The sequence below is a fragment of the Enterobacter sp. 120016 genome (genome assembly GCF_018383635.1).
GTDB lineage: Bacteria > Pseudomonadota > Gammaproteobacteria > Enterobacterales > Enterobacteriaceae > Enterobacter > Enterobacter asburiae_D.
The window spans coordinates 514,168-541,167 of sequence record NZ_JAHAWC010000001.1 but is presented as its reverse complement, the minus strand read 5'-3'; the positions used below and the strand labels follow the sequence as shown (position 1 = coordinate 541,167).

The window sequence follows — 27,000 nt, the reverse complement described above, 5'->3', positions numbered from 1 at the left end:
TACGCCATGCGATTCACGATTATTTCTACGAAACCCGGTCATCAGCCGCCGCAAAGCAGCTGTGATTTTTACGCCCCGGGCGGCACCATTGGGCGCGGTACGGATAACAATCTGGTATTGCCGGATAATGACCGCACCATCTCTCGTCTGCAGGCCATTGTCCACGTTGACGCCCAGGGCGAATGCCGCGTGACCAACCGTGGCAGCGTCACCCGCGTGGTATTAAATGACATTCCGCTGGAGCGAGGGCGTCAGGTTGAACTGCAGGATGGCGACATTCTCGGTATTGATGACTACCGTATCGAAGTCACCGAACTGATCCACGATACCCAGCCCGTGAGCCGAATGGCGGCCAGCATGCATCAGCAGTCGCGTCCGACAGCAGCACCCGCGACCTCTCCACAGCCGAAACCGGCGAGTGCCGCACCGCGCGGGAAGGCCGAGCCGACCGCCGTGCCAACGGAGATCTGGGATAGCCTGATGCAGGAGTTCTCCATCTCCGACAGCATCTCCAGCAACCGCACAAAACCGCAGCCTGCTGCATCGCACGATCCGTTCTCCCAGCCTGCGGCCCCGGAGCGTAACGCCGAAGATCCGCTGGCGATGTTCAACGACAGCGATCCAAAGCTCGAGCGTAAGAATGTTGACCCGGACACGCTGTTCAGCGACGAAGCGTTGTTCAAAAAAGAGAGTATTTTTGACGACGTCACCCCGTCAACGCTGGTGCCGCCGGGCGAGAATAGCCCCGTTAAGCCAGAAGAGGAGGCGACGGATGAGCTCGATCCGCTGGCCCTGTTTGGCGGTAAGGCCAGCGCGCCAGCCGCGCGTAATGACGACCCGCTCGGGCTGATGGGCGGCGCGCCATTGACCCATCCGGATGACATTGTTGACGAAAAACCTGCGCCAGTGCCGGAACCCGAGCAGAAAGAGGACGTGCTGGCCGATTCTCCGCTGTTCGCCCCCGAGCCGCAGGAAGAACCGCGTGCTGAAGAAGAGCCCGCGCGACCGGATTACGCAGGCTTCACCATGCCTACGCCACAGGCCGTTGCGCGCAGCAGCGCTCAGACCCCGAAGGGCCGTCTGCGCATCGACCCGGTCAATAACGCCGCCGCCCCAATCGCCACGGCGAATAGCGGTGAGAGGGGCGAAGTATTGCAGGGCGAGCTGCTGGAGGCGCTGCTGGAAGGGATGGGGCTGAGCGAAATGCAGCCCGTCCCGCAGTTTGACCGTGAAAACATGCGTCAGCTGGGGCAGATCCTCGGCATGTTCTCTCAGGGAACCGTGGCGCTGCTTTCTTCGCGCTCCATACTCAAGCGCGGCGTGAAAGCCGATATGACCATGGTGCTGGACGATGCCAACAACCCGTTCAAGCTGTTACCGACCGGCAAAACCGTGCTGATCCAGATGTTCGGCACCCCGATGCCGGGCTTTATGCCGCCGACAAAATCCGTGCGCGACGCGCTGATCGATCTGCAGGCGCACCAGCTGGGCATGATCTCCGGTATCCGCGCCATTATTGCCGCGATGCTGCAGTCCTTTAACCCGGAACAGCTGGAAGAGCAGGCGAAGCAGAACGGGATGACCTCTCGTCTGGCGCTGCCGGGCAGCCGCAAAGCCGCCCTGTGGGACTATTTTGTACGCAGCTATGGCGAGACGGCTGGCGAGATTGAGGATGACTTCCACACCCTGTTCGGCGAGGCCTTCCTTCATGCGTACGACATGGAGGTAAATCAGTACAAAGACTCACAGAGCGGATCGGAAGACAAATGAATATCGCAACGGCTTCTCTCTCCCGCCAGGGGACGCGCGCCAGCAACCAGGATCAGACGGGAGAAACCATAGGGGAACGTTCAGCCTGCTTTGTCGTCTGCGACGGCATCGCGGGCCTGCCGGGCGGTGAGGTGGCTGCAGAGCTGGCCCGCAACAGCATTATCTCCCGCTTCGATGGCGACAAACATCTTAACGCGCAGCATATCCGCGACTACGTGCAGACGGCGAACCGCACGATCCTCAGCGAACAGCAGGCCGTGCAGGACTATCGCCGGATGGGCACGACGCTGGTCAGCCTGTTCATTGACCGTGACTACGGGCTGGCCTACTGGGCGCATGCCGGAGACAGCCGCCTGTACCTGTTTCGCCGGGGATGGCTGTGGCATGTGACCACCGACCACAGCCTGGTGCAGCAGATGAAAGATGCCGGGCACCAGACCGACAACCTGAACAGCAACCTGCTCTATCTGGCGCTGGGGATTGAAAACGGCGGGCCGGAAGCGAGCTACAGCGACGTGGTGCAGGTTGAAGACGGCGATGCCTTTTTACTGTGCACCGACGGGTTCTGGCACGGCGTCAGCGAAGAGCAAATGAAGCAGTCGCTGCATATGGTCAATACGCCGCAGGAGTGGCTGACCTTAATGAACCAAATCATTCAAAAGAATGGCGAACAGGAGGGGAATGCTCAGGATAACTATACTGCCCTGGCGGTATGGATGGGCAACCCTCAGGACACCACTTTGCTGCACACCCTCTCTGACGCAGCACAATTTCTTCCCTGCGGAACTGATTAGACACACAAGGAACGATATGAAACTTTGGCTATCGGGTTTGGCACTTCTGGCGGTCACCTCCACCGCGCAGGCTGAGAATTTCCGCATCGTGCAGTCTCCTGCGCAGAAGCTGGATATCTGGATCGACAACATCAAAGACAACACGCCGCAGAGCTGGTGTAAGCCTGAGGTGGCGCTGCGTATCGTGGCGAACGGCAAGAAAGACGTCTCCGTGCTGGAGAACTTTGTGCCGCGTCTTGGCGCACTGCTGGAACACCAGTGCAGCAAAGTGAATAAGCTTAGCTGGACGCTCAACGACCCGGCGGGTACCACGCTGGCGCAGGGCACGGCTGGCAAAGCGCAGGACTGGGCGCTGGTGGTGAAACAGGAGCAGGCCGCGCCTGCTGGGACCGTCACCGCAACCCCAGCCAGCGGCGCGTTACTGCCGCCAGACCAGAACGTGGCATCGCGCACTGTCTCGGCTGACCGTACGCCGTGGCAGGAGTTTACCCTGCAGGACGGCTGCCACCTGCGCACTTTCTGGGAAGGTGGCGCGTCCGCTCCGGCGCTCTTTATTCCGGATTCTGATACCACCCGCTGCGGTAACGGCAGCTGGCTGAGCGGACACACCGTTGTTTCGCAGTCCCGCAACGGCGGACAGAAAGAGATGGCGGTGACCTACATCCATGGCTTCCCGGTGACCGGACTGAATCAAAGCGCCGACCCTGAAAACGCGCTGATCACCTCCGTCAACAAAGAACGCATGGTATTCAGCACGCCAAACAGCGACCAGAGCTGGATGATCCTGCCTTACGATAACACCCTGAACAGCTGGAAAAGCAATGGCACCGTAGCGGTGGAGATTTCCCGTGAAATCGCCAGCGATGATGCAAAACTGCAGGCGCGCATCGCGGCGGTGAAAAAGACCTGGAGCGCCTGGGTCGCACCCGGCACGCCGCTGAATATCGTTCTGATTGACACCCTGCGTCCCCAGCTGCGCGATCCGGCCGTCGGCGCATGGCGCGCGGCGAATTAAGGAATGGCTATGAATACGCTCTATCAACGCCTGGCGGGCGAGTCGCTCAACGATGCGCTGGCGCGCCTTGAGGCTGAAATCAAAGCCCGTCCGGCGGATGCCGACCTTCGCGCCGCGTTCGTGCAGTTTTTAACCCTCAGCGGCAACTGGACGCGTGCGCTGACCCAGCTGAAAAGCTGGCTGGCGCTGAAGCCTCAGGCGAAGCCTACCGTCACGCTGCTGGAGCAGTCCATTCAGGGCGAGCTGCAGCGCGCGCAGGTGATGGCGGGACAGGCGCGTCCGGCCATGCCTGAAGCCCAGTGGCCGTGGCTGACTACTCTGGCCGCGGCGCTGAGCGAGGAGGGCGAGCGCGCCCGGGCGCTGCGTCTGGAGGCCCTCGATCGGGCTCAGGCCACCCCCGGCCACATCACCCTTGAAAACGAGGAGACGCAGGTGTTTGACTGGCTGATGGATGGCGACGCCCGTCTCGGCCCGGTCTGCGAAACCATCGTGAACGGCCGCTATTTCTGGCTGCCGTTTAGCGCTATCGCGGAGATCCGTTTCCAGGCGCCTGCCAGCGTGACCGATCTGGTCTGGCGTCATGCGCTGGTGCGCCTGACCGACGGTACGGAGCAGGTGTGTCAGATCCCGGCGCGTTATCCTTTTGCTGCCGATGCCACTGATGCGGTCAAACTGGGCCGCACCACCGAATGGCAGCCGCTCGACGAAGACGGCACCCTTTACGAAGGTACGGGCCAGAAAGCCTGGCTGAGCGAGCAAAGCGAAAGCCCGCTGCTGTCCTTAAGCCTCGTGACGTTTGCGACGGATGGAGCCGATGAGTAATCCCGCTGGCGAAGGCGATCTGCTGCGCAGCGGCTGGCAAGCCCGCAGCAGGCAGGAGAAGGTGGGGGCGCGCGACAAAATGCAGCCCTCGCTGCTGGATCGCCTCACCGATAACGACCCGGAAAAAAAACGCGAGTCGGCCAACAGCAATCTGATCACCCACGCCGCGCTGCGCCGCAATGTGTTGCGGGATCTGCAGTGGCTGTTTAATACCATTAACCACGATGCCTCCGGCGATTTGAGCGCCTTGCCGCACGTGAACCGCTCGGTGGTCAACTTCGGCGTCGCGCCGCTGGCCGGAAAGAGAATGTCGGATATCGAATGGCACGATATCCAGCGCAAGCTCACCGAGGCGATCGTCAATTTTGAGCCGCGCATTTTGCCGCAGGGGCTGCAGGTCCGCTGCGTGTCGGATACCTCCTCGCTGGATCTGCACAACGTGCTCTCCATCGAGATCAAAGGGCGTCTGTGGTGCGTGCCGTACCCGCTGGAGTTTCTGTTTCGTACCGATGTCGATCTGGAAAACGGCCATTTTGAACTGAAAGATGCGGGGTAATCATGGAAAGTAAACTGCTCGAATACTACAACCGTGAGCTGGCCTACCTGCGCGAAATGGGGGCCGAGTTTGCCGAACGCTATCCTAAGGTCGCCGGGCGGCTGGGCATGCGCGGCATCGAAGTGGCGGACCCGTATACCGAACGTCTGATGGAGGGCTTCGCCTTCCTGACCTCCCGCGTGCAGATGAAAATGGACGCGGAGTTTCCGCGCTTCTCCCAGCGTCTGCTGGAGATGATTGCGCCTAACTATCTCGCGCCCACGCCGTCGATGGCAATCGCGGAGATTGAGCCCGACAGCAGCCGGGGCGACCTGAGCAAGGGCTTCATTGTGCCGCGCGGCACCATGATGGACAGCCTGGCGCTGAAAAAAACCGGCGTGACCTGCAGCTATACCACGGCGCACGAGGTCAACCTGCTGCCGCTGAAAATCGACAAGGTCGAGCTGGGCGGCGTGCCCGCCGATCTGCCACTCGCGCAGCTGGGGCTGAGCCAGCAGGGGATCAACAGCGCCTTACGGATCCGCATCGCCTGCGACGGCCCGCAAAACCTCGGGCACCTGGATTTCGACCGTCTGGAATTTTTCCTCGGCGGTCCGGATATTGAAGCGCTGAAGCTGCTGGAGCTGGTGATGGAGCACCACGCCGGGATCGTCTGTCAGACGGTCAGCCCGCAGCCGCAGCGGCAGCTGCTGGCGTCGGATGCGCTGCGCCAGGAGGGCTTTGAGCCTGACCAGGCGCTGCTTCCGGACGATCTGCGCAACTTTGACGGCTATCGCCTGCTGCAGGAGTATTTCGCGTTTCCGGCCCGCTTCCGCTTCATCAGCCTCAGCGGTCTGAGCAAGCTCATCCAGCGCTGTGAAGGCGAAAAAGCCTTCGACATCTTCATTCTGCTGGATAAGTCGGATGAACAGCTGGAGCGCGTGGTCGATGCCAGCCATCTGGCGCTGCACTGTACGCCGGTCATCAACCTGTTCCCCAAGGTCGCGGCGCGTCAGAAGCTGAATGAAGGCCAGCATGAATACCATCTGGTGGTGGATAACATCCGTCCGCTGGATTATGAAATTTACGCGGTCAAAAAAATCTATGGCAGCGCGGACGGCCAGCGTGATGACCAGACGTTTCGTCCTTTCTGGAGCACCTGGAGCGGCGATGCGGGCAACTACGGGGCCTATTTTTCCCTGCGCCGCGAACAGCGCGTGCTGTCCGAGCACGCCCTGCGCTACGGCACCCGTACCGGCTATATCGGCTCGGAGGTGTTTGTTTCGCTGGTGGATGAACAGCACGCCCCGTGGCAGGAAAACCTGCGCTATATCTCTGCCGAGGTGCTGTGCACCAGCCGCGACCTGCCGCTGATGCTGCAGCAGGAGCTCGGGCAGTTCATTATGGCCGATTCCATGCCGGTGAAATCCCTCACCCTGCGTAAAGGCCCGACGCCGCCGCGCCCGGCGCTGGCGGAAGGGTTCAGCACCTGGCGGCTCATCAGCCAGCTGCAGATGAACTACCTCAGCCTGATGGACAGCGAAAACGAAGAGGGTGCGGCCGCGCTGCGCCAGCTGTTAGGGCTGTACGCAAACCTGGCAGAAACGCCCGTTGCGCGTCAGGTGGAGGGGGTACGCCACTGCGTGCTGGAGCCGGTTCACCGCCGCGTGCCTGAACCCGGTCCGGTCGTTTTCGCCCGCGGGATCGGCATTACCCTGACTGTCGATGAGCGAGCCTTTTCCGGCGCCAGTCCGTGGCTCTTTGGCAGCGTGATGGAACGTCTCTTTGCCCGTCTGGTGTCCATCAACAGCTTTACGGAGTTCACCCTGAAGAGTCAGCAGCGCGGCGAGATTGGCTACTGGGCGCCGCGCATGGGTAAAAGGGCGCTGATATGAGTGACACAGCTGCACCGCTGCGCGTGCATCGCCTGACCCGGCTGCCGGATGCGTTCTGGCACGGCGTCCGCGAGACGCCCTGGCGCTACGATCTGTTTCAGCTGTTAAGGCGCATTGATGCCCAGGGCGGCGAGCGCTACCCGCTGGGACGCGCGCCGCTGCCGAAATTTGAGCCGCTGCGCATCGGCCAGCAGCCGTCGATGAGTTTTGCGCCGTCGACGCTGGCTCAGGTACGTCAGCGGGAGGAAAGCGGGCTGCATGAGGTGTCTATCCTCAGCTTCGGCCTGTTTGGCCCGAACGGCCCGCTGCCGGTCCACATGACCGAATACGCCCGCGAGCGTATTTATCATCATCAGGACACCAGCCTCAGCGCGTTTGCCGATCTGTTCCATCACCGTCTGGCGCTGCTGTTTTACCGCGCCTGGGCGGATGCGCAGCCGGCCGTCTCTCTGGATCGCGCCGATAACAGGCGCTTTGAGGGCTACCTGGCGTCGCTGATTGGCATGGGGCAGCCGGGGCAGATGAACAAAGGCAGCCTGAGCTCGCATGCCCGCTTTACCCACGCCGGACACCTGACCCGTCACGGGCGGGATCCGGAGGGGCTGGAGAAGATCCTGCGCAACTATTTTAAAGCGCCGGTTAAGCTGGTGAGCAACGTACCGCAGTGGATGCCGCTCTCCACGCGCGAGCAGGCGCAGCTGGGAGCAGGACGCCGCATGCCGCGCATGGGTGAGTCCGCTTTTCTCGGCGTTGCGGTGCGCGACGTGCAGCATAAGTTTCGCATCGACATTGGCCCGCTGAGCGCGGAGGAGTACAACCGTTTTCTGCCGGGGGAAGCGTGGGTCACCGAGCTGCGCGACTGGGTGCGTCAGTACGCCGGGGTGGAGTTTGAATGGGAAACGCGGGTGATCCTGCGTGAAGACGCGGTGCAGGGCACCACGCTCGGCAGCAATGGGCGATTAGGCTATAACACCTGGCTGGGCCTTCAGCCGCAGCCTGTCCCGCGTGGCGATCTGGTGTATCGCGCAGAGCGGTAATCCTTCCGTATACCGAATCATTGTTAATGGAAACTAACATGTCAGAAATTAGCCGTGCCGTGCTTTTCGGCAAACTGGATACGCTGTTATTTACCTCTCTGGAAAGCGCCACTGCGTTCTGCAAGCTGCGCGGCAACCCCTACGTTGAGCTGGTGCACTGGCTGCATCAGCTGATGCAGCAGCAGGATGGCGATCTGCAGCAGATCATCCACCACTTTGCCCTTGATGAACAGCAGCTGACGCGCGATATCGTTGCCGCGCTGGATGTCCTTCCGCGCGGGGCGAGTTCCGTTTCCGATCTCTCCGAACATATCGACAGCGCCGTGGAGCGCGCCTGGGTCTTCGGCTCGCTGAAGTTTGGCGTCAGCCGTATTCGCGGCGGCCATTTGCTGATCGGCATGCTTAAAACCTGGAACCTGGCCAACGTCCTGAAAAGCATCTCATCGCAGTTCACCCGCCTTAACGTCGAGGTGCTGATTGAGCAGTTCGACGCTATCTGCGCCAACAGCAAAGAGACGCAGCAGGCCGCTGCCGCCGTCGATGCCCCGGCGGGTGCGGTACCGGCTGCGCAGGGGACGCTGGCCCAGTACGGCCAGGACCTGACCGCCCGCGCCCGCGAAGGGAAGATTGACCCGGTTGTCGGGCGCGACGAGGAGATCCGCCAGATGGTGGATATCCTGATGCGCCGCCGCCAGAACAACCCCCTGCTGACCGGGGAAGCCGGGGTCGGCAAAACCGCCGTCGTTGAAGGGCTGGCGCTGCGTATCGCCGACGGCGACGTCCCGGAGCCGCTGCAAAATATTCAGCTGTGGCTGCTGGATATCGGCATGCTGCAGGCAGGCGCAGGCATGAAAGGCGAGTTCGAGGCCCGTCTGCAGGCGTTAATCAATGAAGTGCAGTCCAGCGCCACGCCAATTATTCTGTTTATCGATGAGATCCACACCCTGATTGGCGCAGGCGGCCAGCAGGGGACCGGTGATGCGGCGAACCTGCTGAAGCCCGCCCTGGCGCGCGGACAGCTGCGCACCATCGGTGCCACCACCTGGGCGGAATACAAAAAGTACATCGAGAAAGACCCGGCGCTGACCCGTCGTTTCCAGACGGTGCAGGTTCACGAGCCGGACGAAGCGAAAGCCATTCTGATGCTGCGCAGCACCGTGTCGCCGCTGGAGACGCACCATCAGGTGCTGCTGCTCGACGAAGCGGTCAGCGCGGCGGTGAAGCTGTCGCATCGCTACATCCCGGCGCGTCAGCTGCCGGACAAAGCCGTTGCGCTGCTCGACACCGCCTGCGCCCGCGTTGCGGTCAGCCAGAGCGCGCCGCCTGCGCAGCTCGAAGACTGCCTGCGCCATCTTGCCGCGCTGGACGTGGAGATTGAGATTGCTGAACGCGAAGCGCGCGTCGGTGCAGGTGACGCTGAGCGCGTAGCAACGTTACGCGTCGAACGCGACGCGTATGAAACAAAACGCGAAGCCCTGGCCCAGCGCTGGGAAGAAGAGCGCAGCCTGGTGCAGGAGATTATTCGCCTGCGCGCGGCGCTGTTCGCGGCGGGCGATGAAGACAGCGCCGAGCTGCGCGGCCAGCTGGCGGAACAGCAGCAGGCGCTGAACGCCTTGCAGGGTGATGAACCGCTGCTGTTTGCGGCGGTGGATGAAAACGTGGTTGCCGCGGTGGTCTCTGACTGGACCGGGATCCCGCTGGGCCGAATGGTGAAAAACGAGATCGACGCGGTGCTCAACCTCGCCGACACGCTGAACCAGCGCGTTATCGGCCAGCGTCACGGTCTGGATCTTATTGCCCGCCGCGTGAAAACCTCGCGGGCGAAGCTCGACGATCCGAACAAACCGGTGGGCGTCTTTATGCTGTGCGGCCCGTCCGGCGTTGGTAAAACCGAAACCGCGCTGGCGCTCGCGGAATCCCTGTACGGCGGCGAGCAGAACGTTATCACCATCAACATGAGTGAGTTCCAGGAAGCGCACACCGTTTCCACCTTAAAAGGTGCGCCTCCGGGGTACGTAGGGTATGGTGAAGGCGGCGTGTTAACCGAGGCCGTGCGCCGCCGCCCGTACAGCGTGGTGCTGCTGGACGAAATTGAAAAAGCGCACCCGGACGTCCACGAAATCTTCTTCCAGGTCTTTGATAAGGGCTGGATGGAAGACGGCGAGGGGCGCCACATTGATTTCCGTAACACCATCATTATTCTGACCTCCAACGTTGGCACCGACCTGATTAGCGCCATGTGCGCCGATCCGGAGCTGATGCCGGAGCCTGAGGCGTTAAGCGGTGCCCTGCGCCAGCCGCTGCTGGAGGTATTCCCGCCGGCGCTGCTGGGCCGCCTGCTGGTGGTGCCGTACTACCCGCTCAGCGACGAGATGCTGGGGCAGATTGTTCGCCTGCAGCTCAAGCGCATTCAGCGTCGTCTGGAAGAGAATCACAGCATTATTTCTGAGTTTGACGACAGCGTGGTGGAACAGATTGTTCAGCGCTGTACCGAGGTGGAGTCCGGCGGCCGCATGGTGGACGCTATTCTGACCAACACCTTGCTGCCTCAGATGAGCCAGATATTACTTACCGCCAGCCGCAGCGACGAGCAGTACCGACGTCTGCACGTCACCTGCGAGCAGGGCGAGTTTCACTGTCAGTTTGCCGCGTAATAATCATCAAGAGAACTGTAAAAGATGACGGATAATGATAACAATCGGACTGTCCCAAACGCGCTCCCGGTCGGGTACCGCTTCAACGAGTTTGAAATCAAAGAGGTGATCGGCGGCGGCGGTTTTGGCATCGTCTATCGCGCGTGGGATCACCAGCTCGAACGCACTATCGCTATCAAAGAATTTATGCCTTCCTCGCTCGCGGTGCGCGGCGACGACATGACCCTGGTGCTGCGCAGCGAGCGCTTTGGCAAAGCGTTTTCCGCAGGCCTGAACAGCTTTATTCAGGAAGCCCGTCTGCTGGCGCGCTTCAACCACCCGAACCTGCTGCACGTCCTGCGCTTCTGGGTGCAAAACGATACGGCCTACATGGGGACGCTGTTTTACAGCGGCACCACGCTTTCTCGACTGCGCGAAGAAAAGCCGGAGCTGATCAACGAAGCCTGGATCCGCCGCACGCTGCCGATGCTGTTCGGTGCGATCAAGACCATCCACAACGAAGGCTACCTGCACCGCGACATCTCTCTGGATAACATTCAGATCCAGGATAACGGCCTGCCGGTGCTGCTCGATTTCGGCTCCGCGCGACGCACCATCGGTAACCTCTCCGACGAAACGGAAACCATGCTGCGCCCGGGCTTTGCGCCGATTGAGCAGTACACCGACGACAACGAAAGCGAGCAGGGCCCGTGGACGGATATTTACGCCCTCGGCGCGGTGCTGCGTACCCTGATTGTAGGCTCTCCGCCGCCGGTCAGCGTGGTGCGCTCTATTCAGGACACCTGCAAACCGCTGGTGGAAATCATGCCGCAGGGCTATTCCATTCCGCTGCTGCAGGCCATCGACCGCGCGCTGGCGCTGCACATGGAGGACCGTCCGCAGTCAATCGACGAGTTCGCCGCGCTGATAGAGATGCCGGTCGCCGGGATCAACGACGTGCTGACGGCGAAAAAGCCCGGCACGATGCTGGTTCCGGTCGAAGACGAAAAACCGGCTTCGCTGCTCGACTGGCGTCGCTACAAGATCCCGGGCATGGTTGCCGCGGGCGTGCTGGTGGGTATTGTCGCCGGGGCGATGCTGTTCAGCGGCGGTAACGATGCTCCTGAGCAGGCTGTACAGGCACCGGCGGAGACGCGCCCGGCTGAAACCGCCGCGAACGCGCCAGACGTGAAGCCGGAAACGGCGAAGGTTAGCGAGCAGGCGACGGCCCAACAGACTTCACCGCCTGTCGACACAAGCCCTGTTGCGTTGGTCTATATCCGCATCCTCGACGGCGAAACGCTGAAAGTGAACGGCGAGCCAAAAGCGCTGCGTCCGGCGACCAACGGCTATGCATCGCTCAAGCTGCCAGCCGGTGAGGTGAAGATTGAACTGCAGGGCAACGGAAGAACACGTGGCCAGACGCTGGATATCACCAAGCCGGGCACCTGGCTGGTGAATCCTTAGAATTACGCTCAGTCACAGATGCGAACCTCTTTTCTGAATCGCATAAGCTAGATGGAATAAAGATTATGCTCAACCGAATTACCGTTCAGCTCCCGGTGGAGGGGCTTCTGTTCTGGAAACTGACGGGCCGCGAGGCGATGTCCGAGTCGTTTGCGCTGACGCTGACCGTGCTCGGCACGGACGCGCGCATCGACCGCAGCAAGCTGCTGGGCCAGCCGGTCACGGTGACCATCCCGACGCAGAATCTGCTGACGTCCCGCTATGTCAACGGCAAGATTACCCGCGTGGCGGTCAGCGCCGTTGAGCTGACGGGCACCCGCTACGCGGTGTACCAGCTGACGGTGGAGCCGGACCTGTGGCCGATGAAGCGCGACCGTAACCTGCGAATCTTCCAGGGCCAGACGGTACCGCAGATTGTGAAAACCCTGCTGGATGAGCATCAGGTTAACGTTGAGGATAAACTCACCGGCAGCTACCGGGTGTGGGACTACTGCGTGCAGTATCAGGAGTCGAGCCTGGACTTCATCAGCCGCCTGATGGAGCTGGAGGGGATTGCCTATCACTTCCGCCATGAGGCCGACAAACACACCCTGGTGCTCACCGACGCTGCCACGCAGCATCAGCCGTTCAGCGGCTATGAGGTTATTCCTTACCACCAGACGCCGTCAGGCGGCAGCACGGACGAAGAGGGCATCAGCCAGTGGGCGCTGGAGGACAGCGTGACGCCGGGGATTTACAGCCTCGACGACTATGACTTCCGCAAGCCGAACGCGTGGCTGTTTCAGGCCCAGCAGAACCCGGCGTCGCCGAAGCCGGGCAGCATCGACGTGTACGACTGGCCGGGGCGCTTTGTGGATAAAGGGCACGGGGAGTTCTATGCCCGCATCCGTCAGGAGCGCTGGCAGGTTGAGCATCAGCAGATTCAGGCTACCGCGACGGCGGCGGGGATTGCGCCAGGGCACACCTTCACCTTAACCAACGCGCCGTTCTTCAGCGACAACGGTGAGTATCTGGTGACGGCGGCGGGTTACCACCTCGAAGAGAACCGCTACGCCAGCGGCGAGGGGGAGACCATTCACCGCACCGATTTCACGGTGATCCCGTCGGCGGTGGTGTACCGTCCGGCGCAGACCACGGCGTGGCCGCGAACCTACGGCCCGCAGACGGCGAAAGTCGTGGGGCCGAACGGCGAGAGTATCTGGACGGACAAATACGGTCGCGTGAAGGTGAAGTTCCACTGGGACCGCCTGGCGAAGGGCGATGACACCAGCTCCTGCTGGGTGCGCGTGTCGAGCGCGTGGGCGGGCCAGGGCTACGGCGGGGTGCAAATCCCGCGCGTCGGCGACGAGGTGGTGGTGGACTTTATCAACGGCGATCCGGATCGTCCGATTATCACCGGACGCGTGTACAACGACGCGAGCATGCCGCCGTGGGCGCTGCCGGCAGCGGCGACGCAGATGGGCTTTATGAGCCGCTCTAAGGGGGGCTCCGTGGACAACGCCAACGCCCTGCGCTTTGAGGACAAGGCGGGCGCAGAGCAGGTGTGGATCCAGGCCGAACGCAACATGGACACCAGCGTTAAAAATGATGAAACGCACAGCGTCGGCGGCGCGCGTAGCCATTACGTGAAGAAAAACGAGCTGCATCGCGTGGAAGCGAATCAAACCCAGGCTGTGAAAGGCGGAACCGAGATCCTGACGGGCAAAGGCAAGCTGGATGCGGCTGTAGAGCAGTATGTCATTGCTTCCGGGACGAAGCTGCGGCTGGTCTCAGGTGAAAGCGCCATTGAACTGAATGCTAACGGCAAGATTAACCTGATCGGCAAAGAGTTTAACTTCTTTGTGGAAGGGGATGGTTATATTACCACGGGTGGTAAGCTGCACCTGAATACCTCGGGAACCAAGCCGGGCACAACAGCACCGGGTTCTGGGCATAAAGGGGATATTGATGCGGCGGTGCAGGCGTATTTCTCTCCGGATCAGGCTAAAAAATCTGCCGGTGCTGGAGTTTCCGGAGGATCAGGTAAAGCGGCACCTGTGCAAAACAATTCAGCTGCATCAACTGGCACAGATAAAACCAGTGAATATGGTTATTCGTTGCAAGACATGGTGGATAAGCAAAAGAATTTAAAGGCTAAACCTCAAAAGTGGACGCGACGCGGTTTTGTTAACGCCTCTGAAGAGGATATTAAGAAATATGCAAACCCGGATAACTACAATACAGGAACTGATAAATATCAGTTCCTTGATCTCTCATCTTCATCAGGTGTTTCTGAAACTGATATGGCTTCCTTCCTGAAAGGTAAAGGCGTACTTGAAGGTCAAGAAAAAACATATCTTGATGCAGCAAAGAAATACAATGTCAGTGAAGTTTACCTGGCTTCACATTCTGCTCTCGAAACAGGTAACGGAGCGAGTGAACTGGCGAAAGGTGTCGAGGTCAATGGTGTAAAAGTTTATAATATGTACGGCATTGGCGCTTTAGATGGCAATGCCGTTAAAACAGGATCCAATTACGCATATAAAATGGGATGGACTTCGCCAGAGAAAGCGATAGATGGTGGTGCGAAATGGATTTCCGAAAAATACATCAATAATGCGGATTATGCCCAAAACAATCTTTATAAGATGCGATGGAACCCAGCTTCGCCAGGAACACATCAGTATGCAACTGATGTTAACTGGGCTGTAGCCCAAACATCAAACATGAAGAAAATGTTTGATAATTTCCCTGGGGCAAACCTATCATATGATATTCCAAAGTTTAAGTAATGGATCAACTTATGAGTAAGAAAATTCTGAGTGTTTTATGTTCGGTTCTGGTGCTCTGCAGCTTGAACAGTAATGCCGCGACTGCTCAAATCAATAAAAAAGTTGAAAATTCATCCCATAATCTTTTAGCAAATCCCGACTTTTCTGTACAAATAAACAAACAGTCTGTCGCATTGGGCGACAGGTGGACTAATGACGTTGCACGTAAATTTGAGTTGCCGATTGACGGCTATTTTGTCGGGGAAGTTCCGTTTGACGGAGTAAATTATAAATTCTTCCAGCATCAAAAGTCTGGGTTAGAAATATTCAGTTCCAATCTTTGGTGGGATAAAGCCGAGAGAAGTGTTGATGATTATATTGTGTCGCAGATTACGCTAACTGCTCCGGATGGTAAAACAGCTCGCGGGATCCATATTGGTTCAACAATAAATGAACTTAATAAAGCTTATGGTGGTGGCCAGGTAGAAAATGATTCCGGGAAGCTGTGGGTTTCCTATGAATTGGGTAAGAAATTACTCTCTTTTGAGGTTAAAGACAGCAAGGTTGTAAAAATAACAATGAATTACGATAATGGTTCTTCAGAGTGATTTATGACCAAAAAATTTCTGGCAGTCGTATTGTTCACCGCTTTATTGGCAGGCGTCGTTGAAACGTCATCTGCGATTGAATTATCGCAATACAATAAGCTCGAAACGGTAAGTCGCATCGTTAACGATAGCGAAGTGACAGACAATCTCAGGAAGACGCTGGGAAATCATTACCAGACCTTTATTGATAACTTTGATGTCTTCGGTGAACCGCATTCCACCCCAGGTGGCGGATTGTTTGTTGAGGGCTGGCTAAAGGATCTCTACCAGGAGAATGCGTCAGTGCTGGTCATCAATCCTGACGGAAAAATCTTTGCGGCCTGGGTGGTTCCGGAGTCGGACGTTATTCATTATCAGTCTTCTGATAAAAGACCGGTTATTAATGCCGATATTCAGCAATGGGCTTCCAGATTCAATGCGAGGCATTTTGCAACGAACAGCCAATCAGGCCTCGCGTTTGACGGAGAATGGGCTGGCGAATACGAGAACGACTCAACGTTAACCCTGCGGTTAGCTGAATCAGGCAACCGTATCACCGGGTCTTATTGTTATATCTCCCAAAGAGGAAACCGCATAGATTGCCCGGAAGATGATGAGCGTAATCTTAGCGGTACGATCGCAGGCAATCGTGCCAACGTTGAGTTCAACTCATCGTTTGGCGGCGTAGGCGGACGGGCTGTTCTGGAAATAAAGGGGAGTGAAATGGAATGGCGTTTAGTGACTCCTCCTCAAAAAGGAAATTATTATGCTCCGCTGCGTTATACGTTGCGTAAAGCCGTTTCGGTTCATAGCGCTGAAACCAGAAAGCTCGACACCGAAAAGTTCTCTATTTCGCTGATAAACAAGTGCGGCCATTTTGATAGCGAATGTGACCAGATGGTTTATCTCGGCGTGCGCAAAAGCGATAACAGTACGATCTCCTTAAGGGGAAAAACGTTGCACGACTCCGCAGGTAAAATAATCGGCTCAACGTACAAGAATGGCGAGACCGTTTACACCGTGACGTATGCACCCGCGAAATTGGTTGTCAGCAAAGGCAGCCATGTTTTAGTCGAACAGTCAGGCCAGTGGCTTAAATAATAAAACAGCCAGCCAAAAGGCCAGCGTGGATTGGCCTTCTTGTTTCTCACCATATTAATCATCCCGAGTTCACTTATGAAATACACCCTCCAGGAAGGTTCGTTTTCCCTTTTTCCTGCTGCCTGGCAGGATAACAGCATGAACATTATTCGCGATGACGAAAGCGGGCTGTCCGTGGTGGTCAGCCGCGGCGTTATCCCGGATGGCAGCAACTATGAACAAGAGTTCCACCGCCAGTGGGATGTGCTGCGTCCTCAGATGGGCGAAATTGCCCAGAGCGAATTCCGGAACGTAAAGGCCGGGCCTGACGGAAAAATTAACGGGCTGGAAGTTGAGACGACGTTTGACCGTAACGGGCAGCGCCTGTGGCAAAAACAGCTGGCCGTACAGACGCCGGGCAAACCGATACTGATGATTTTTACCCTCTCGGCACTCAGAGCATTCACCGAAGAGGACGAGGTGCGCTGGAGCGCGCTTAAGCAGAGTCTGACGCTAAACGACAACCGGAATGTGTAAGGCATGAGCGATAACAACGCGGCCCGTAAGGGCGACGAGATTATTCACTCCAGCATTTTTGCTGACATCACCAGCATTGTTGCGGAAGGTGCCGCCTATGCTGTGATCGGCGCGGCGGTAGGCGCAGCAGCAACCGTGGCGGCGCCATTGCTGGGGGCGGGGGCAGCAGCAGCAGGCGTGGCAGCAATTGGATCCAGCTGTCTGTTAAGCGGCATCATTGGCGGCGTGTTGGCGAACGTGGCGGGGATAACCGACGATATCAGCAACGCCGCTGAGGGGTTAGGCAATGCGCTTTTCCCGCCGTCGCCTGCGGGTAAAATCACCACCGGTTCGAATAACGTCCTGACCAACGCAATCCCCGCCGCGCGCGCGGCAGGCACGCTGACGCCCGCCGATACGCCGTCCCCTGAGCCGCAGTCGCCGGGCAGCTTTGCCGATTACGCGGGCATGCTGCTTTCCGCCGCCGGACAGTTTGGCAGCGAAATGTGGCAGCCGAGCGTGGCCTCTGCCGCTGCGGGAACCTCGCCGCTGGAAGAAGACAAGGTGGCGTGCGAAAAGCACTCCGGGCCGCAGTATCTGGCGGAAGGTTCTAAAAGCGTCTTTATCAACGGGCAGCCCGCGGTGCGCGCGAAAGATCGCACCACCTGCGAAGGCACCGTTTCCGACGACGTCTCCCCGAACGTGATCATCGGCGGCGACACGCTCACGGTCCGCGACATCAAAAGCGGCAAAACGCCGGGCCTGGCGCTGGGGATGATTGCGCTCTCCCTGCTGCGCGGGCGTCCGGGCAAGATCCTGAAAAACATGCCCTGCGCGCTGGCTTCAGCTGGCGGCGGGATGCTGGCCGATATGGCGGTCAACGCTGTGTTTGGATCCTCGCACCCTGTCCACGCCGCCACCGGCGTGAAGGTGCTGAATGACGACGACGAACTCGATTTCTCGCTGCCGGGGCGCTTCCCGCTTCGCTGGCAGCGCAGCTACAACAGCCTGACCACCCGCGAAGGGCTGTTCGGTCTGGGCTGGGCAACGACCTTTGACAGCTATCTGGCGCTGGAAGAAGAAAACGCGACCTGGTTCGACGAAACTGGGCGCGAGCTGAGCTTCGAGTTGCCGCCGGTCGACCGCGCGTTTTACAGCATCAGCGAAGGCATCATTATTCGCCGGAATGAGAGCGGCGACGTGGCGATTGCCGACGATGACGGTGCGGTATGGCGTCTGTATAAACCGACCCGGGCGAATCCATCCATCCTGCGTCTGGCCTCCCTCAGCGACGAATACGGCAACGCGCTGCTGACGGAGTGGGACGAGCAGGGCAGGCTGGTCGGTCTTCACGACGAGCCGCGGGCGATAGACGTCACCCTGCGCTATGAAGATGAACGATTCCCACAGCGCGTTACCGCTGCCAGCCATTTCGACGGCAGCCAGACATGGCCGCTGATGCAGTGGGGCTACGACGCGCGCGGCCAGCTGGCGAGCGCGACGGATGCCTCCGGCGTGGTGACGCGTGAATACCGCTATAACGACCACGGCCTGATGGTCTGGCACCGGATGCCGGGCGGTCTGGAGAGCGAATACCGCTGGAAAAAATTCGATCACTGGCGTGTGGTGGAAAACCGCACCAGCACCGGTGACGGGTGCCGCTTTAGCTACGATTTAGCCGCCGGGCTGACGACAGTCGAGCACTACGACGGTCAGACGCGCCGCCACTACTGGAACGCGCAAAATCTGATTGTCCGCTACGTTGACGAGCGCGGTGAAAACTGGCGCTACGAGTGGGATGACAACGAACTTCTGACGCGTCGCATCGATCCGCTCGGAAACGCCGTCACCTTCGTCTACGACGAGATGGGTAACCGGGTTCAGGAGACCGATGCCGACGGAAATACCCGCACCACCGCCTGGCTGGAGCACCGCGCGCTTCCTGCGGCCATTATCGAAGCCGACGGCAGCGCCACCCGGTTCTGGTACGACGAACATCACGGGCTGAAGCGCGTGGTGGATCCGATGGGGCAGACTACGCAGCTGCGCCGGGACGCCTTCGGCCAGGTCATTGAAGAGGTTGATGCAGCCGGAAACAGCCGCTACCAGGAGTACAACGAGGCCGGGCAGATCGTTCGTGCGACGGACTGTTCCGGGCGTATTACCCGCAACCGCTATCATCCGCTGGGCTGGCTGGTGGCTGAAGTTAGCGCCGACGGTGAAGAGACCCGTTATCGCTACGACGCCGCAGGGCGTCCGGTACAGCTCGATCGTCCGGAAGGCTGGACGGAATCGCTCAAATGGAACGAACGTGGTCTGCCGGTGAAGCATGCGGGCGCTGACGGTAAAGAAAGTGAGTTCAGGTACGATGAGGCAGGGCGCTTAACCGCCACCCGTAATACCCAGGGCGAAGAGGTCCGTCGCCGCTGGGACAGCCGCGGGCGTCTGATTGCCCTGGAAAACGAAAACGGCGAAGCATATCAGTTCCGCTGGGGGGCAGATTCGCTGCTGCTGGAAGAGGTAGGGCTCGATGGCGTGGCCTCGCAGTATCGCTATGACGCCTGCGGACGCACGATAGCGTGCACGTTTGCCGCCGGTCATCCGGAGGCTATCACCCACGCCTTCGCCTGGAGCGCGAGCGGCCAGCTGGTCGCCCGTACCACGCCGGAAGGGCAGACACGCTACCGCTACACTCCTTCCGGGCTTTTGAGCCGGATAGGGCTGCATCCTGCGCTTTCAGCCGATGCGTGGACCACCGAGGCAGAGCAGGAGCTCGCCTTTGACTATGACGCGCTTGGTCGCGTCACGCGCGAGGCGGGCGAGCACGGCGAGCTGGCGTGGGAGTATGACGCGCTGGGTAACCGCACCTCCGTCACGCTGCCCGATGGCCGCGAGCTGAAGCAGTTCTACTACGGCAGCGGGCATCTGCTCAGCATTGCTCTCGATAAGCTGTCGGTCTCCGATTTTACCCGTGACGAACTCCACCGGGAGACGAGTCGCACTCAGGGGCTGCTGACCACCCGCAGCGAGTACGACCGCCTTGGTCGGCTGCATCGCCGGGACGTCTTTACCGGCAATGCCCAGCGCCCGTCGCCGCGCCGCTGGTCCCGCCGCTGGGATTACGACTACCGCAATAACTTGGTGCGGGAAGAGCGGGACGATAATCCGTTCAGCTGGTACCGCTGGCAGTACGACAGCGCCGGGCGCCTGCTCGTTCAGGACGGCACGCTGCCCGGACAGGAGCAGTGGCGATGGGACGCTGCCGGTAACCCGCTCGAAGGATCTGCTGAGAAGGTCACACACAACCGCCTGACGCAGCTGAACGGCATTCGCTGGCGCTATGACATCCACGGCCGCACCGTGGAGAAAGATAACGGCCAGACACGCTGGTACTACCGCTACGACGGTGAACACCGCCTGACGGAAGTCATCAGCCAGCCGCGGGACCGCAATAAACCGCAGACGCAGGTCAGCTTCCGCTACGATCCGCTCGGGCGACGCATCAGCAAAACGCGACGCCAGATGCTGGGCGGACAGCCAACCGGCAAGCCGGTCACCACCCGGTTTGTCTGGGAAGGGTTCCGCCTGCTGCAGGAGGTGCACGGGGATGTGCCGCTCACCTACGTTTACAGCGATCAGGACAGCTACGACCCGCTGGCGCGTATTGATGGCGTTGATGCCCCTGAGATCTTCTGGTTCCACTGCCAGCCCAACGGCACGCCGGAGCGGATGACGGATATCGAAGGGCAGGTACGCTGGGAAGGCGTGAACAGCGCCTGGGGCAAGCTGCTGCGGGAAAGCGAGACGCAGGTATCAGGATATTCTCAGAACCTGCGGATGCAGGGGCAATACCTGGACCGTGAGACAGGGCTGCACTACAATCTGTTCCGGTATTATGACCCGGACTGCGGGCGGTTTACGCAGCAAGACCCGATAGGGCTGGCGGGGGGGATAAACCTTTACCAGTATGCACCGAATGCGCTGGGGTGGGTGGATCCGTGGGGGTTGAGTTGCCGTAAAAAATTTATGGGAAGAACCCCTGGAAAAAATAGTAAAACTGGACGTGAAGTAATCGCACGAATGCGAGGAGAAGGACGTATTCGTGGTACGGGCGATAGGATGCAATTTAAAAGCTCAACTGATGGTAAATGGTACCGTATTCAGGATGCGGACATGGCTCATTTAACAGATGCAGTTAAATACTGGAATCAGAAGGGTGGCTACTATGGCCCTAAATCTCGTGAGGTCAGAGCCTTTATGAGAGATTCCAGAAATTATGAGCTTGAATATTATGGCCACAATCGGTCTCAGGGAGCGCTGCTACCTGATAGATATAAAGATTCCGCTGATTTTATTGGCCCACAGGAAAAATCCCAATATTTCCAATGAAGGAGCATTGTTCCATGAAAGATCTTGAAGACCCAAAAATTGAATCCGAAATTAACTCCTTTGTTGAAAAAGGAAACGAGTTTCACGATGACAAAAAATACGCTGAGGCTTTAGAGCAATACCAAAAAGCATGGCAAGCTCTCCCTGAACCAAAGCTTGAATGGGAACTCGCCAACTGGATCTCTGCCTGCATGTACAGCGCATATTTTGATCTCGCCGATTACGATGAGGCGAAGAAATGGGGAGAGACGACTTTGCGCACACGTGGATCGGATATAGACACCGCACCATCAATCGACCTCGGCATGGTCTGCTACGAGTTGAATCAATTCGATGAAGCGTATAAATATTTCAACGATGCTTATAACTACGGCAAAGAGCGTGCGTTTCAGGATAGACCTAAAAAATACCTTGAGTTCTATCTGCGCAAGAAGGCGTAAAATCGGTAATTTATGAAAAAAAATCCACGCCTTGGCGTGGATTTTTTTTCATTCAAAACAAATCAGACGTTAAATAAGAAGTTCATCACATCGCCATCTTTAACGATGTAATCTTTCCCTTCCGCACGCATCTTGCCTGCTTCTTTCGCGCCTTGCTCACCCTTGTAGGTGATAAAGTCTTCAAACGCGATAGTTTGCGCACGAATAAAGCCTTTCTCAAAGTCGGTGTGGATTTTACCGGCCGCCTGAGGTGCAGTCGCACCCACAGGAATCGTCCACGCACGCACTTCCTTCACGCCAGCGGTGAAGTAGGTCTGCAGGTTCAGCAGCTCATAGCCCGCGCGAATGACGCGGTTCAGGCCCGGCTCTTCCAGACCCAGCTCGGCCATGAACTCTTCACGGTCGGCGTCGTCCAGCTCGGCGATGTCGGATTCAACGGCAGCGCAAACCGCCACAACCACAGAACCTTCAGCCGCTGCGATTTCGCGCACTTTATCCAGGTACGGGTTGTTCTCGAAACCGTCTTCGTTAACGTTGGCAATGTACATGGTTGGCTTCAGGGTCAGGAAGCTCAGGTATTTGATCGCCGCCTTGTCTTCTTCAGTCAGGTTTTTCAGCGCGCGCAGCATGCCCGCGTTTTCCAGCTGTGGCAGACATTTTTCCAGCGCAGCCAGTTCCGCTTTCGCGTCCTTGTCGCCGCCTTTGGCTTTCTTCTGCACGCGGTGAATCGCGCGTTCGCAGGTGTCGAGGTCAGAGAGCGCCAGCTCGGTGTTGATGACTTCGATGTCGTCAGCCGGATCCACTTTGTTGTTTACGTGGATGATGTTGTCGTTCTCGAAGCAGCGCACAACGTGGCCGATCGCTTCGGTTTCACGAATGTTGGTCAGGAACTGGTTACCCAGGCCTTCACCTTTGGATGCGCCTTTTACCAGGCCCGCGATGTCCACGAATTCCATGGTGGTTGGCAGGATGCGCTGCGGCTTCACGATTTCCGCGAGCTGGTCCAGACGCGGGTCCGGCATTGGCACAACGCCGGTGTTAGGTTCGATGGTACAGAACGGGAAGTTCGCCGCTTCGATACCCGCTTTGGTAAGCGCGTTAAACAGGGTGGATTTGCCCACGTTTGGCAGACCGACGATACCGCATTTGAATCCCATTTCTAAATCACCTTAATATCTTGATAATCAATCCGTTAACGTTAACCGATTGATGAAAAGTAAATAACTACGCCTATTATACACGTAACCCGCATGACGCGCGGTAAAAAAGCCGTATCGGGCGGATTATTGCGCTTTGAAAGCGTGCAAGCGGTTTGTCGCTTTGGTTAACCCATCTTTCAGCCAGATTTCGGTGCAGCGCGCCGCTTCGTCTACCGCCTCGTCAATCAGTTTCTGCTCAGAAACCGGGGGTTTACCGAGTACGAAACCGACAACTTTGCTTTTATCGCCCGGATGGCCGATTCCTACGCGCAAACGGTGGAAATTCGGGTTATTGCCCAGCTTGCTGATGATGTCTTTAAGACCGTTATGGCCGCCGTGCCCGCCGCCTAGTTTGAATTTTGCCACGCCGGGCGGGAGATCCAGCTCATCGTGGGCCACCAGAATTTCATCCGGATTGATGCGATAAAACGTTGCCATTGCCGACACGGCTTTACCGCTCAGGTTCATAAAGGTGGTGGGCACCAGTAAGCGAACATCCGCGCCAGCAAGGTTGATACGTGAGGTATACCCAAAGAATTTAGGTTCTTCACGCAGGGGAGCACGTAACCGCTCGGCCAGCAGATCGACGTACCATGCCCCGGCGTTGTGGCGGGTAGCCGCATATTCTGCGCCCGGGTTGGCGAGGCCGACAATCAGTTTAATCGTCACGATTCAATTCCTAATGGGTTCCAGATCTGGCGCGTAGTTTACTGTCTGGCGCACCGCTTGACAAAATTCTGCGATCTTCTCAGCGAAATACGAATAATTTCTGATTTGAACAATTAGAATTTCAAGCTGTTCAAAGTCTTATTTGTAAACTTTTGTTTGGGAGTTATCTGTAATTGTGATCATTCACGCAACTCATAAAAGGGGCGTTGTCTATACTTTACACACAAGGATTAGGGGCTTTTCCCCTGACAACCCAAAGTTCCGGAGGTGACACATGAAACGCAAAAACGCTTCGTTACTCGGTAACGTGCTGATGGGATTGGGGCTGTTCGTGATGGTAGCCGGCGTGGGTTATTCAATTTTAAACCAGTTACCGCAGCTTGACCTCCCGCAATACTTTGCGCATGGCGCGATATTGAGCATCTTCGTTGGTGCGGTATTGTGGCTGGCAGGGGCTCGCGTGAGCGGCCATGAGGAAGTGTGTGACAAATACTGGTGGGTGCGCCACTACGATAAACGCTGTCGTCGCGACCAGCATAAGCACAGCTAGTGCTACGATAAAGAACACCGAAACGGCTCCCGAGGGAGTCGTTTTTTTTTGCATCAAGGGTTGACCCTCACGTAACGTAAGGCTCCAGAGTGGCACCACTGGCAAAGAAAAAGGAGCAGTTATGTTGATTCAGGTGGGTGAGCTGGCGAAACGTGCCGGGATCACCGTGCGGACATTGCACCACTATGAGCAAACAGGGTTGTTGCTGCCTTCTGCCAGAAGCGCGGCAGGTTACCGGCTTTACAACCTGGCGGATGTCCAGCGTCTGCACATGATCCAGGCGCTGGCAAAAGCGGGGCTGGAACTTGCTGAAATCAGGGATTTCCTGGAACAGGAGTCGCTGTCGTTAACCGAGTTACTCGATGCGCAAATCACGCTGCTGGATAAACAGCTGCGCGGCATACATACGCTGCGCGACCGTCTGGTGGAGCTGCGGACCGGGCTTATCGACGATGCGACGCCGGATCTGGAATCCTGGCTACAGACTCTGGAGTTAATGAATATGTACGATCGCTGGTTTAGCAAAGAAGAGTTACAGCAGCTGCCGTTTGCGGTGCAGAAGGATGCGCTGACGGCTATCTGGTCGGGGCTGGTTGCAGAGGCCAAAACGCTTCTGGAGCAACATGTACCCGTTACGGACGCGCGAGCCATGGACCTGGCGACGCGCTGGATGGAACGCCTGGAGCAGGACACGGCAGGCAAGCCGGAATTTCTCACCCGGCTGAACGAGATGCACAGCGTTGAACCGCAGATGCAGGTGCAGACCGGTATCACGCCTGAGATGACGGATTACATCACGCGCGCGTTTGCGGAATCCAAGCTCAGCATATGGGAGAAGTATCTCACCGCCGAAGAGATGGCCTTTACCCGGGCACACTACTTTGACCGCATGATGGAGTGGCCGCCGCTGGTGGCGAAACTGCATCAGGCGCAGCGGGAAAATAGCGATCCTGCCTCGGAGGAGGCGCAAAAGCTGGCTGAAAACTGGCTGGTATTGTTCCAGTCTTACGCGGGCACGAACCCGGAGACCCAGCAAAAGTTTCGCACTGCCATGCAGCAGGAGGCGCACCTGATGAAAGGAACATGGATGACGCCTGCCGTGATTGCATGGCTCCAGCAGGCGATCGGGGTGATGATGCAGAGACGTTTCTCTGCATCAGGTCATTCACAGATCCGCTAACGCAGCTTCACGGTTAGGGTAGAAGGAGAGTCGGCCAGGGATAGGCTGCACGCCCGCGCGCGCCATGGTGCGCAGCGGCTGAAACTCCAGGTTACTCACCCGCAGCTCGCAGCCTTCCGGCAGACGTGCCACAAAGCGCTGGAAGGCATCCAGGCCGCCTGCATCCAGCACCGGTACAGCATCCCATTTCAGCACCACAACCCGTTTGCCCGCGATGCGGGACTCCAGATCGCTAAACAAACCTTCCGCCGCGGCGAAGAACAGCGGGCCAATCACGCGCAGCACCAGCACATCGTCAGGCACCTCGACGTTAACCGGGGAAAGGCGCGTCATCTGCGCGATACGGCGCATAAACAGCAGGGACGCCAGCACGATCCCGACGCTGATGGCGATAACCATGTCGAACAGCACGGTCAGCGACATGCAGATCAGCATCACGATGATGTCGTCTTTCGGCGCGCGTCGCAGCAGGTTCACCACCTTATGCGCCTCACTCATGTTCCAGGCCACCATCAGCAGCAGGGCGGCCATGGCGGAAAGCGGCAGCCAGGAGAGCAGCGGGGCGAGGATCAGCAGGGCGAGGATCACCAGCACGGAGTGGATGACCGCCGAAACGGGTGAGGTTGCCCCCGCGCGCACGTTGGCCGCAGAACGGGCGATGGCTGCCGTTGCGGTAATACCGCCGAAGAACGGCGCGACGAGGTTGCCTAATCCCTGACCGACCAGCTCGCTGTTGGCTTTGTGTTTGGTGCCGGTCATACCGTCCAGAACGACGGCACAGAGCAGGGATTCAATTGCCCCCAGCATCGCCATAGAGAACGCGGCGGGAAGCAGGGCACGGAGGGAATCCCAGCTTAGGGTGAAGCTGGAGCCGGGCATGTCCCACGGCAGCACCAGCTGCGGCAACAGTTGCGGAATGCCGCTACCCTGTGAACCGTCCGCCAGAACATAGTGGAACTGCGAGCCGATGGTCGCGACATGACCACCGAACATATTGACGAGGGCCATCACCGCGCAGCCCAGCAGCAGCGCGGGAAGGTGTCCCGGCAGACGAATCCCCAGACGAGGCCAGACGATCAGCGTGCCCAGCGTCACAATCCCGATGGCGGCGTCGCCCAGGTTGGCCGTCGGTAGCGCCATAAACAGCGCCCCCACTTTTTGCAGGTAGTGTTCCGGTACGTGGGGCATCTGTAGACCGAGGAAGTCCTTGATCTGCATGGTTCCGATGGTGATACCAATCCCCGAGGTGAATCCCAGCGTCACGGAAAGGGGGATGTACTCGATCAGCCGACCGAAGCGGGCCAGGCCAAACAGAATCAAAAAGACGCCGGACATCAGGGTGGCGACCAGCAGGCCTGCCAGACCAAACTGCTGCGAAACCGGGTAGAGGATCACCACGAAGGCGGCGGTCGGGCCGGAAACGCTGAAGCGTGAGCCGCCCGTCAGGGCAATGACGATCCCGGCAACGGCCGAGGTGTACAGGCCGTACTGCGGCGCAACGCCGCTGCCAATCGCCAGCGCCATCGCCAGCGGGATGGCGATAATGCCGACCGTGATCCCGGCAATCAGGTCACGTACAAAGCGTGACGAGGTGTACTTCTCTTTCCAGCAGGCGTCGATGAGGGCGCGAAAGGGCAGAACATGTGAGGAGGTTACGTTTTTCACAATTATC

At 58.5% G+C, this 27,000-nt stretch carries 20 protein-coding genes; 17 read left to right on the top strand and 3 right to left on the bottom strand.

The window, feature by feature from the left end; translation table 11 throughout:
• The first annotated feature begins 6 nt into the window (after positions 1 to 6).
• From tagH to KIF87_RS02545, 15 genes are all read left to right on the top strand, one after another.
• Positions 7 to 1,770: a type VI secretion system-associated FHA domain protein TagH gene (gene tagH, locus KIF87_RS02615; protein WP_213327818.1), complete on the top strand. Its 1,764-nt coding sequence runs from the start codon at positions 7 to 9 to the stop codon at positions 1,768 to 1,770.
• Positions 1,767 to 2,564: a PP2C family protein-serine/threonine phosphatase gene (locus tag KIF87_RS02610; protein WP_014884226.1), complete on the top strand. Its 798-nt coding sequence runs from the start codon at positions 1,767 to 1,769 to the stop codon at positions 2,562 to 2,564. The genes tagH and KIF87_RS02610 overlap by 4 nt, the downstream gene beginning before the upstream one ends.
• A gap of 16 nt (positions 2,565 to 2,580) precedes the next feature.
• Positions 2,581 to 3,579, top strand: a complete 999-nt coding sequence (locus KIF87_RS02605) for a hypothetical protein (protein ID WP_213327817.1) — start codon at positions 2,581 to 2,583, stop codon at positions 3,577 to 3,579.
• A 9-nt stretch (positions 3,580 to 3,588) separates the two neighbouring features.
• The gene (locus KIF87_RS02600) at positions 3,589 to 4,401 is read left to right on the top strand and encodes a type VI secretion system accessory protein TagJ (RefSeq protein WP_213327816.1); all 813 of its coding nucleotides are present in this window, start codon (positions 3,589 to 3,591) and stop codon (positions 4,399 to 4,401) included.
• Complete coding sequence (tssE, locus tag KIF87_RS02595) at positions 4,394 to 4,957, top strand: type VI secretion system baseplate subunit TssE (RefSeq protein WP_213327815.1); 564 nt, start codon at positions 4,394 to 4,396, stop codon at positions 4,955 to 4,957. Before KIF87_RS02600 ends, tssE begins: the two co-directional genes overlap by 8 nt.
• Before the next feature lie 2 nt (positions 4,958 to 4,959).
• Positions 4,960 to 6,831, top strand: a complete 1,872-nt coding sequence (gene tssF / locus KIF87_RS02590) for a type VI secretion system baseplate subunit TssF (protein ID WP_193940711.1) — start codon at positions 4,960 to 4,962, stop codon at positions 6,829 to 6,831.
• Positions 6,828 to 7,868, top strand: coding sequence for a type VI secretion system baseplate subunit TssG (gene tssG / locus KIF87_RS02585; protein WP_213327814.1), 1,041 nt, complete (start codon positions 6,828 to 6,830; stop codon positions 7,866 to 7,868). The genes tssF and tssG overlap by 4 nt, the downstream gene beginning before the upstream one ends.
• 38 nt (positions 7,869 to 7,906) lie before the next feature.
• Positions 7,907 to 10,522, top strand: a complete 2,616-nt coding sequence (gene tssH, locus KIF87_RS02580; RefSeq protein WP_213327813.1) for a type VI secretion system ATPase TssH — start codon at positions 7,907 to 7,909, stop codon at positions 10,520 to 10,522.
• A 24-nt stretch (positions 10,523 to 10,546) separates the two neighbouring features.
• On the top strand, positions 10,547 to 11,968 hold the full coding sequence (locus KIF87_RS02575) for a serine/threonine protein kinase (RefSeq protein ID WP_213327812.1): 1,422 nt from the start codon (positions 10,547 to 10,549) through the stop codon (positions 11,966 to 11,968).
• A 65-nt stretch (positions 11,969 to 12,033) separates the two neighbouring features.
• Positions 12,034 to 14,739 carry a type VI secretion system tip protein TssI/VgrG gene (gene tssI, locus KIF87_RS02570; protein WP_213327811.1) on the top strand — a complete coding sequence of 902 codons (2,706 nt, stop codon included), beginning with the start codon at positions 12,034 to 12,036 and terminating at the stop codon, positions 14,737 to 14,739.
• A gap of 11 nt (positions 14,740 to 14,750) precedes the next feature.
• Positions 14,751 to 15,326 (top strand): hypothetical protein, encoded by a 576-nt coding sequence (locus KIF87_RS02565; RefSeq protein ID WP_249665777.1) that lies wholly within the window; start codon positions 14,751 to 14,753, stop codon positions 15,324 to 15,326.
• A gap of 3 nt (positions 15,327 to 15,329) precedes the next feature.
• Complete coding sequence (locus KIF87_RS02560; RefSeq protein ID WP_213327810.1) at positions 15,330 to 16,406, top strand: Ivy family c-type lysozyme inhibitor; 1,077 nt, start codon at positions 15,330 to 15,332, stop codon at positions 16,404 to 16,406.
• A 75-nt stretch (positions 16,407 to 16,481) separates the two neighbouring features.
• Complete coding sequence (locus tag KIF87_RS02555) at positions 16,482 to 16,922, top strand: DcrB-related protein (RefSeq protein WP_213327809.1); 441 nt, start codon at positions 16,482 to 16,484, stop codon at positions 16,920 to 16,922.
• Positions 16,923 to 16,925: 3 nt separating this feature from the next.
• Positions 16,926 to 21,290, top strand: coding sequence for an RHS repeat-associated core domain-containing protein (locus KIF87_RS02550; protein ID WP_213327808.1), 4,365 nt, complete (start codon positions 16,926 to 16,928; stop codon positions 21,288 to 21,290).
• Between the two features lie 14 nt (positions 21,291 to 21,304).
• The gene (locus KIF87_RS02545) at positions 21,305 to 21,730 is read left to right on the top strand and encodes a hypothetical protein (RefSeq protein ID WP_213327807.1); all 426 of its coding nucleotides are present in this window, start codon (positions 21,305 to 21,307) and stop codon (positions 21,728 to 21,730) included.
• A 62-nt stretch (positions 21,731 to 21,792) separates the two neighbouring features.
• Here KIF87_RS02545 and ychF read toward each other — a convergent pair whose 3' ends face one another.
• On the bottom strand, positions 21,793 to 22,887 hold the full coding sequence (gene ychF, locus KIF87_RS02540; protein ID WP_023312134.1) for a redox-regulated ATPase YchF: 1,095 nt from the start codon (positions 22,885 to 22,887) through the stop codon (positions 21,793 to 21,795).
• Positions 22,888 to 23,013: 126 nt separating this feature from the next.
• Positions 23,014 to 23,598, bottom strand: a complete 585-nt coding sequence (gene pth / locus KIF87_RS02535; protein ID WP_213327806.1) for an aminoacyl-tRNA hydrolase — start codon at positions 23,596 to 23,598, stop codon at positions 23,014 to 23,016.
• Positions 23,599 to 23,872: 274 nt separating this feature from the next.
• On the opposite strand from pth, the gene ychH reads away from it, so the two are divergent.
• Positions 23,873 to 24,148, top strand: coding sequence for a stress-induced protein YchH (gene ychH / locus KIF87_RS02530; RefSeq protein ID WP_032656663.1), 276 nt, complete (start codon positions 23,873 to 23,875; stop codon positions 24,146 to 24,148).
• A gap of 121 nt (positions 24,149 to 24,269) precedes the next feature.
• The gene (locus KIF87_RS02525) at positions 24,270 to 25,328 is read left to right on the top strand and encodes a MerR family transcriptional regulator (RefSeq protein ID WP_213327805.1); all 1,059 of its coding nucleotides are present in this window, start codon (positions 24,270 to 24,272) and stop codon (positions 25,326 to 25,328) included.
• Here KIF87_RS02525 and dauA read toward each other — a convergent pair.
• Positions 25,314 to 26,993 carry a C4-dicarboxylic acid transporter DauA gene (dauA, locus tag KIF87_RS02520; protein WP_211137652.1) on the bottom strand — a complete coding sequence of 560 codons (1,680 nt, stop codon included), beginning with the start codon at positions 26,991 to 26,993 and terminating at the stop codon, positions 25,314 to 25,316. The genes KIF87_RS02525 and dauA overlap by 15 nt on opposite strands.
• Between the last annotated feature and the right edge of the window lie 7 nt (positions 26,994 to 27,000).

Coding starts and splice junctions, on each gene's coding strand:
- tssE (WP_213327815.1), top strand. CDS start 4,394: ATGAGTAATCCCGCTGGCGAAGGCGATCTGCTGCGCAGCGGCTGGCAA.
- ychH (WP_032656663.1), top strand. CDS start 23,873: ATGAAACGCAAAAACGCTTCGTTACTCGGTAACGTGCTGATGGGATTG.
- KIF87_RS02610 (WP_014884226.1), top strand. CDS start 1,767: ATGAATATCGCAACGGCTTCTCTCTCCCGCCAGGGGACGCGCGCCAGC.
- KIF87_RS02555 (WP_213327809.1), top strand. CDS start 16,482: ATGAAATACACCCTCCAGGAAGGTTCGTTTTCCCTTTTTCCTGCTGCC.
- tssF (WP_193940711.1), top strand. CDS start 4,960: ATGGAAAGTAAACTGCTCGAATACTACAACCGTGAGCTGGCCTACCTG.
- tagH (WP_213327818.1), top strand. CDS start 7: ATGCGATTCACGATTATTTCTACGAAACCCGGTCATCAGCCGCCGCAA.
- KIF87_RS02560 (WP_213327810.1), top strand. CDS start 15,330: ATGACCAAAAAATTTCTGGCAGTCGTATTGTTCACCGCTTTATTGGCA.
- tssI (WP_213327811.1), top strand. CDS start 12,034: ATGCTCAACCGAATTACCGTTCAGCTCCCGGTGGAGGGGCTTCTGTTC.
- KIF87_RS02600 (WP_213327816.1), top strand. CDS start 3,589: ATGAATACGCTCTATCAACGCCTGGCGGGCGAGTCGCTCAACGATGCG.
- KIF87_RS02575 (WP_213327812.1), top strand. CDS start 10,547: ATGACGGATAATGATAACAATCGGACTGTCCCAAACGCGCTCCCGGTC.
- KIF87_RS02545 (WP_213327807.1), top strand. CDS start 21,305: ATGAAAGATCTTGAAGACCCAAAAATTGAATCCGAAATTAACTCCTTT.
- KIF87_RS02605 (WP_213327817.1), top strand. CDS start 2,581: ATGAAACTTTGGCTATCGGGTTTGGCACTTCTGGCGGTCACCTCCACC.
- ychF (WP_023312134.1), bottom strand. CDS start 22,887: ATGGGATTCAAATGCGGTATCGTCGGTCTGCCAAACGTGGGCAAATCC.
- KIF87_RS02550 (WP_213327808.1), top strand. CDS start 16,926: ATGAGCGATAACAACGCGGCCCGTAAGGGCGACGAGATTATTCACTCC.
- tssH (WP_213327813.1), top strand. CDS start 7,907: ATGTCAGAAATTAGCCGTGCCGTGCTTTTCGGCAAACTGGATACGCTG.
- KIF87_RS02565 (WP_249665777.1), top strand. CDS start 14,751: ATGAGTAAGAAAATTCTGAGTGTTTTATGTTCGGTTCTGGTGCTCTGC.
- tssG (WP_213327814.1), top strand. CDS start 6,828: ATGAGTGACACAGCTGCACCGCTGCGCGTGCATCGCCTGACCCGGCTG.
- KIF87_RS02525 (WP_213327805.1), top strand. CDS start 24,270: ATGTTGATTCAGGTGGGTGAGCTGGCGAAACGTGCCGGGATCACCGTG.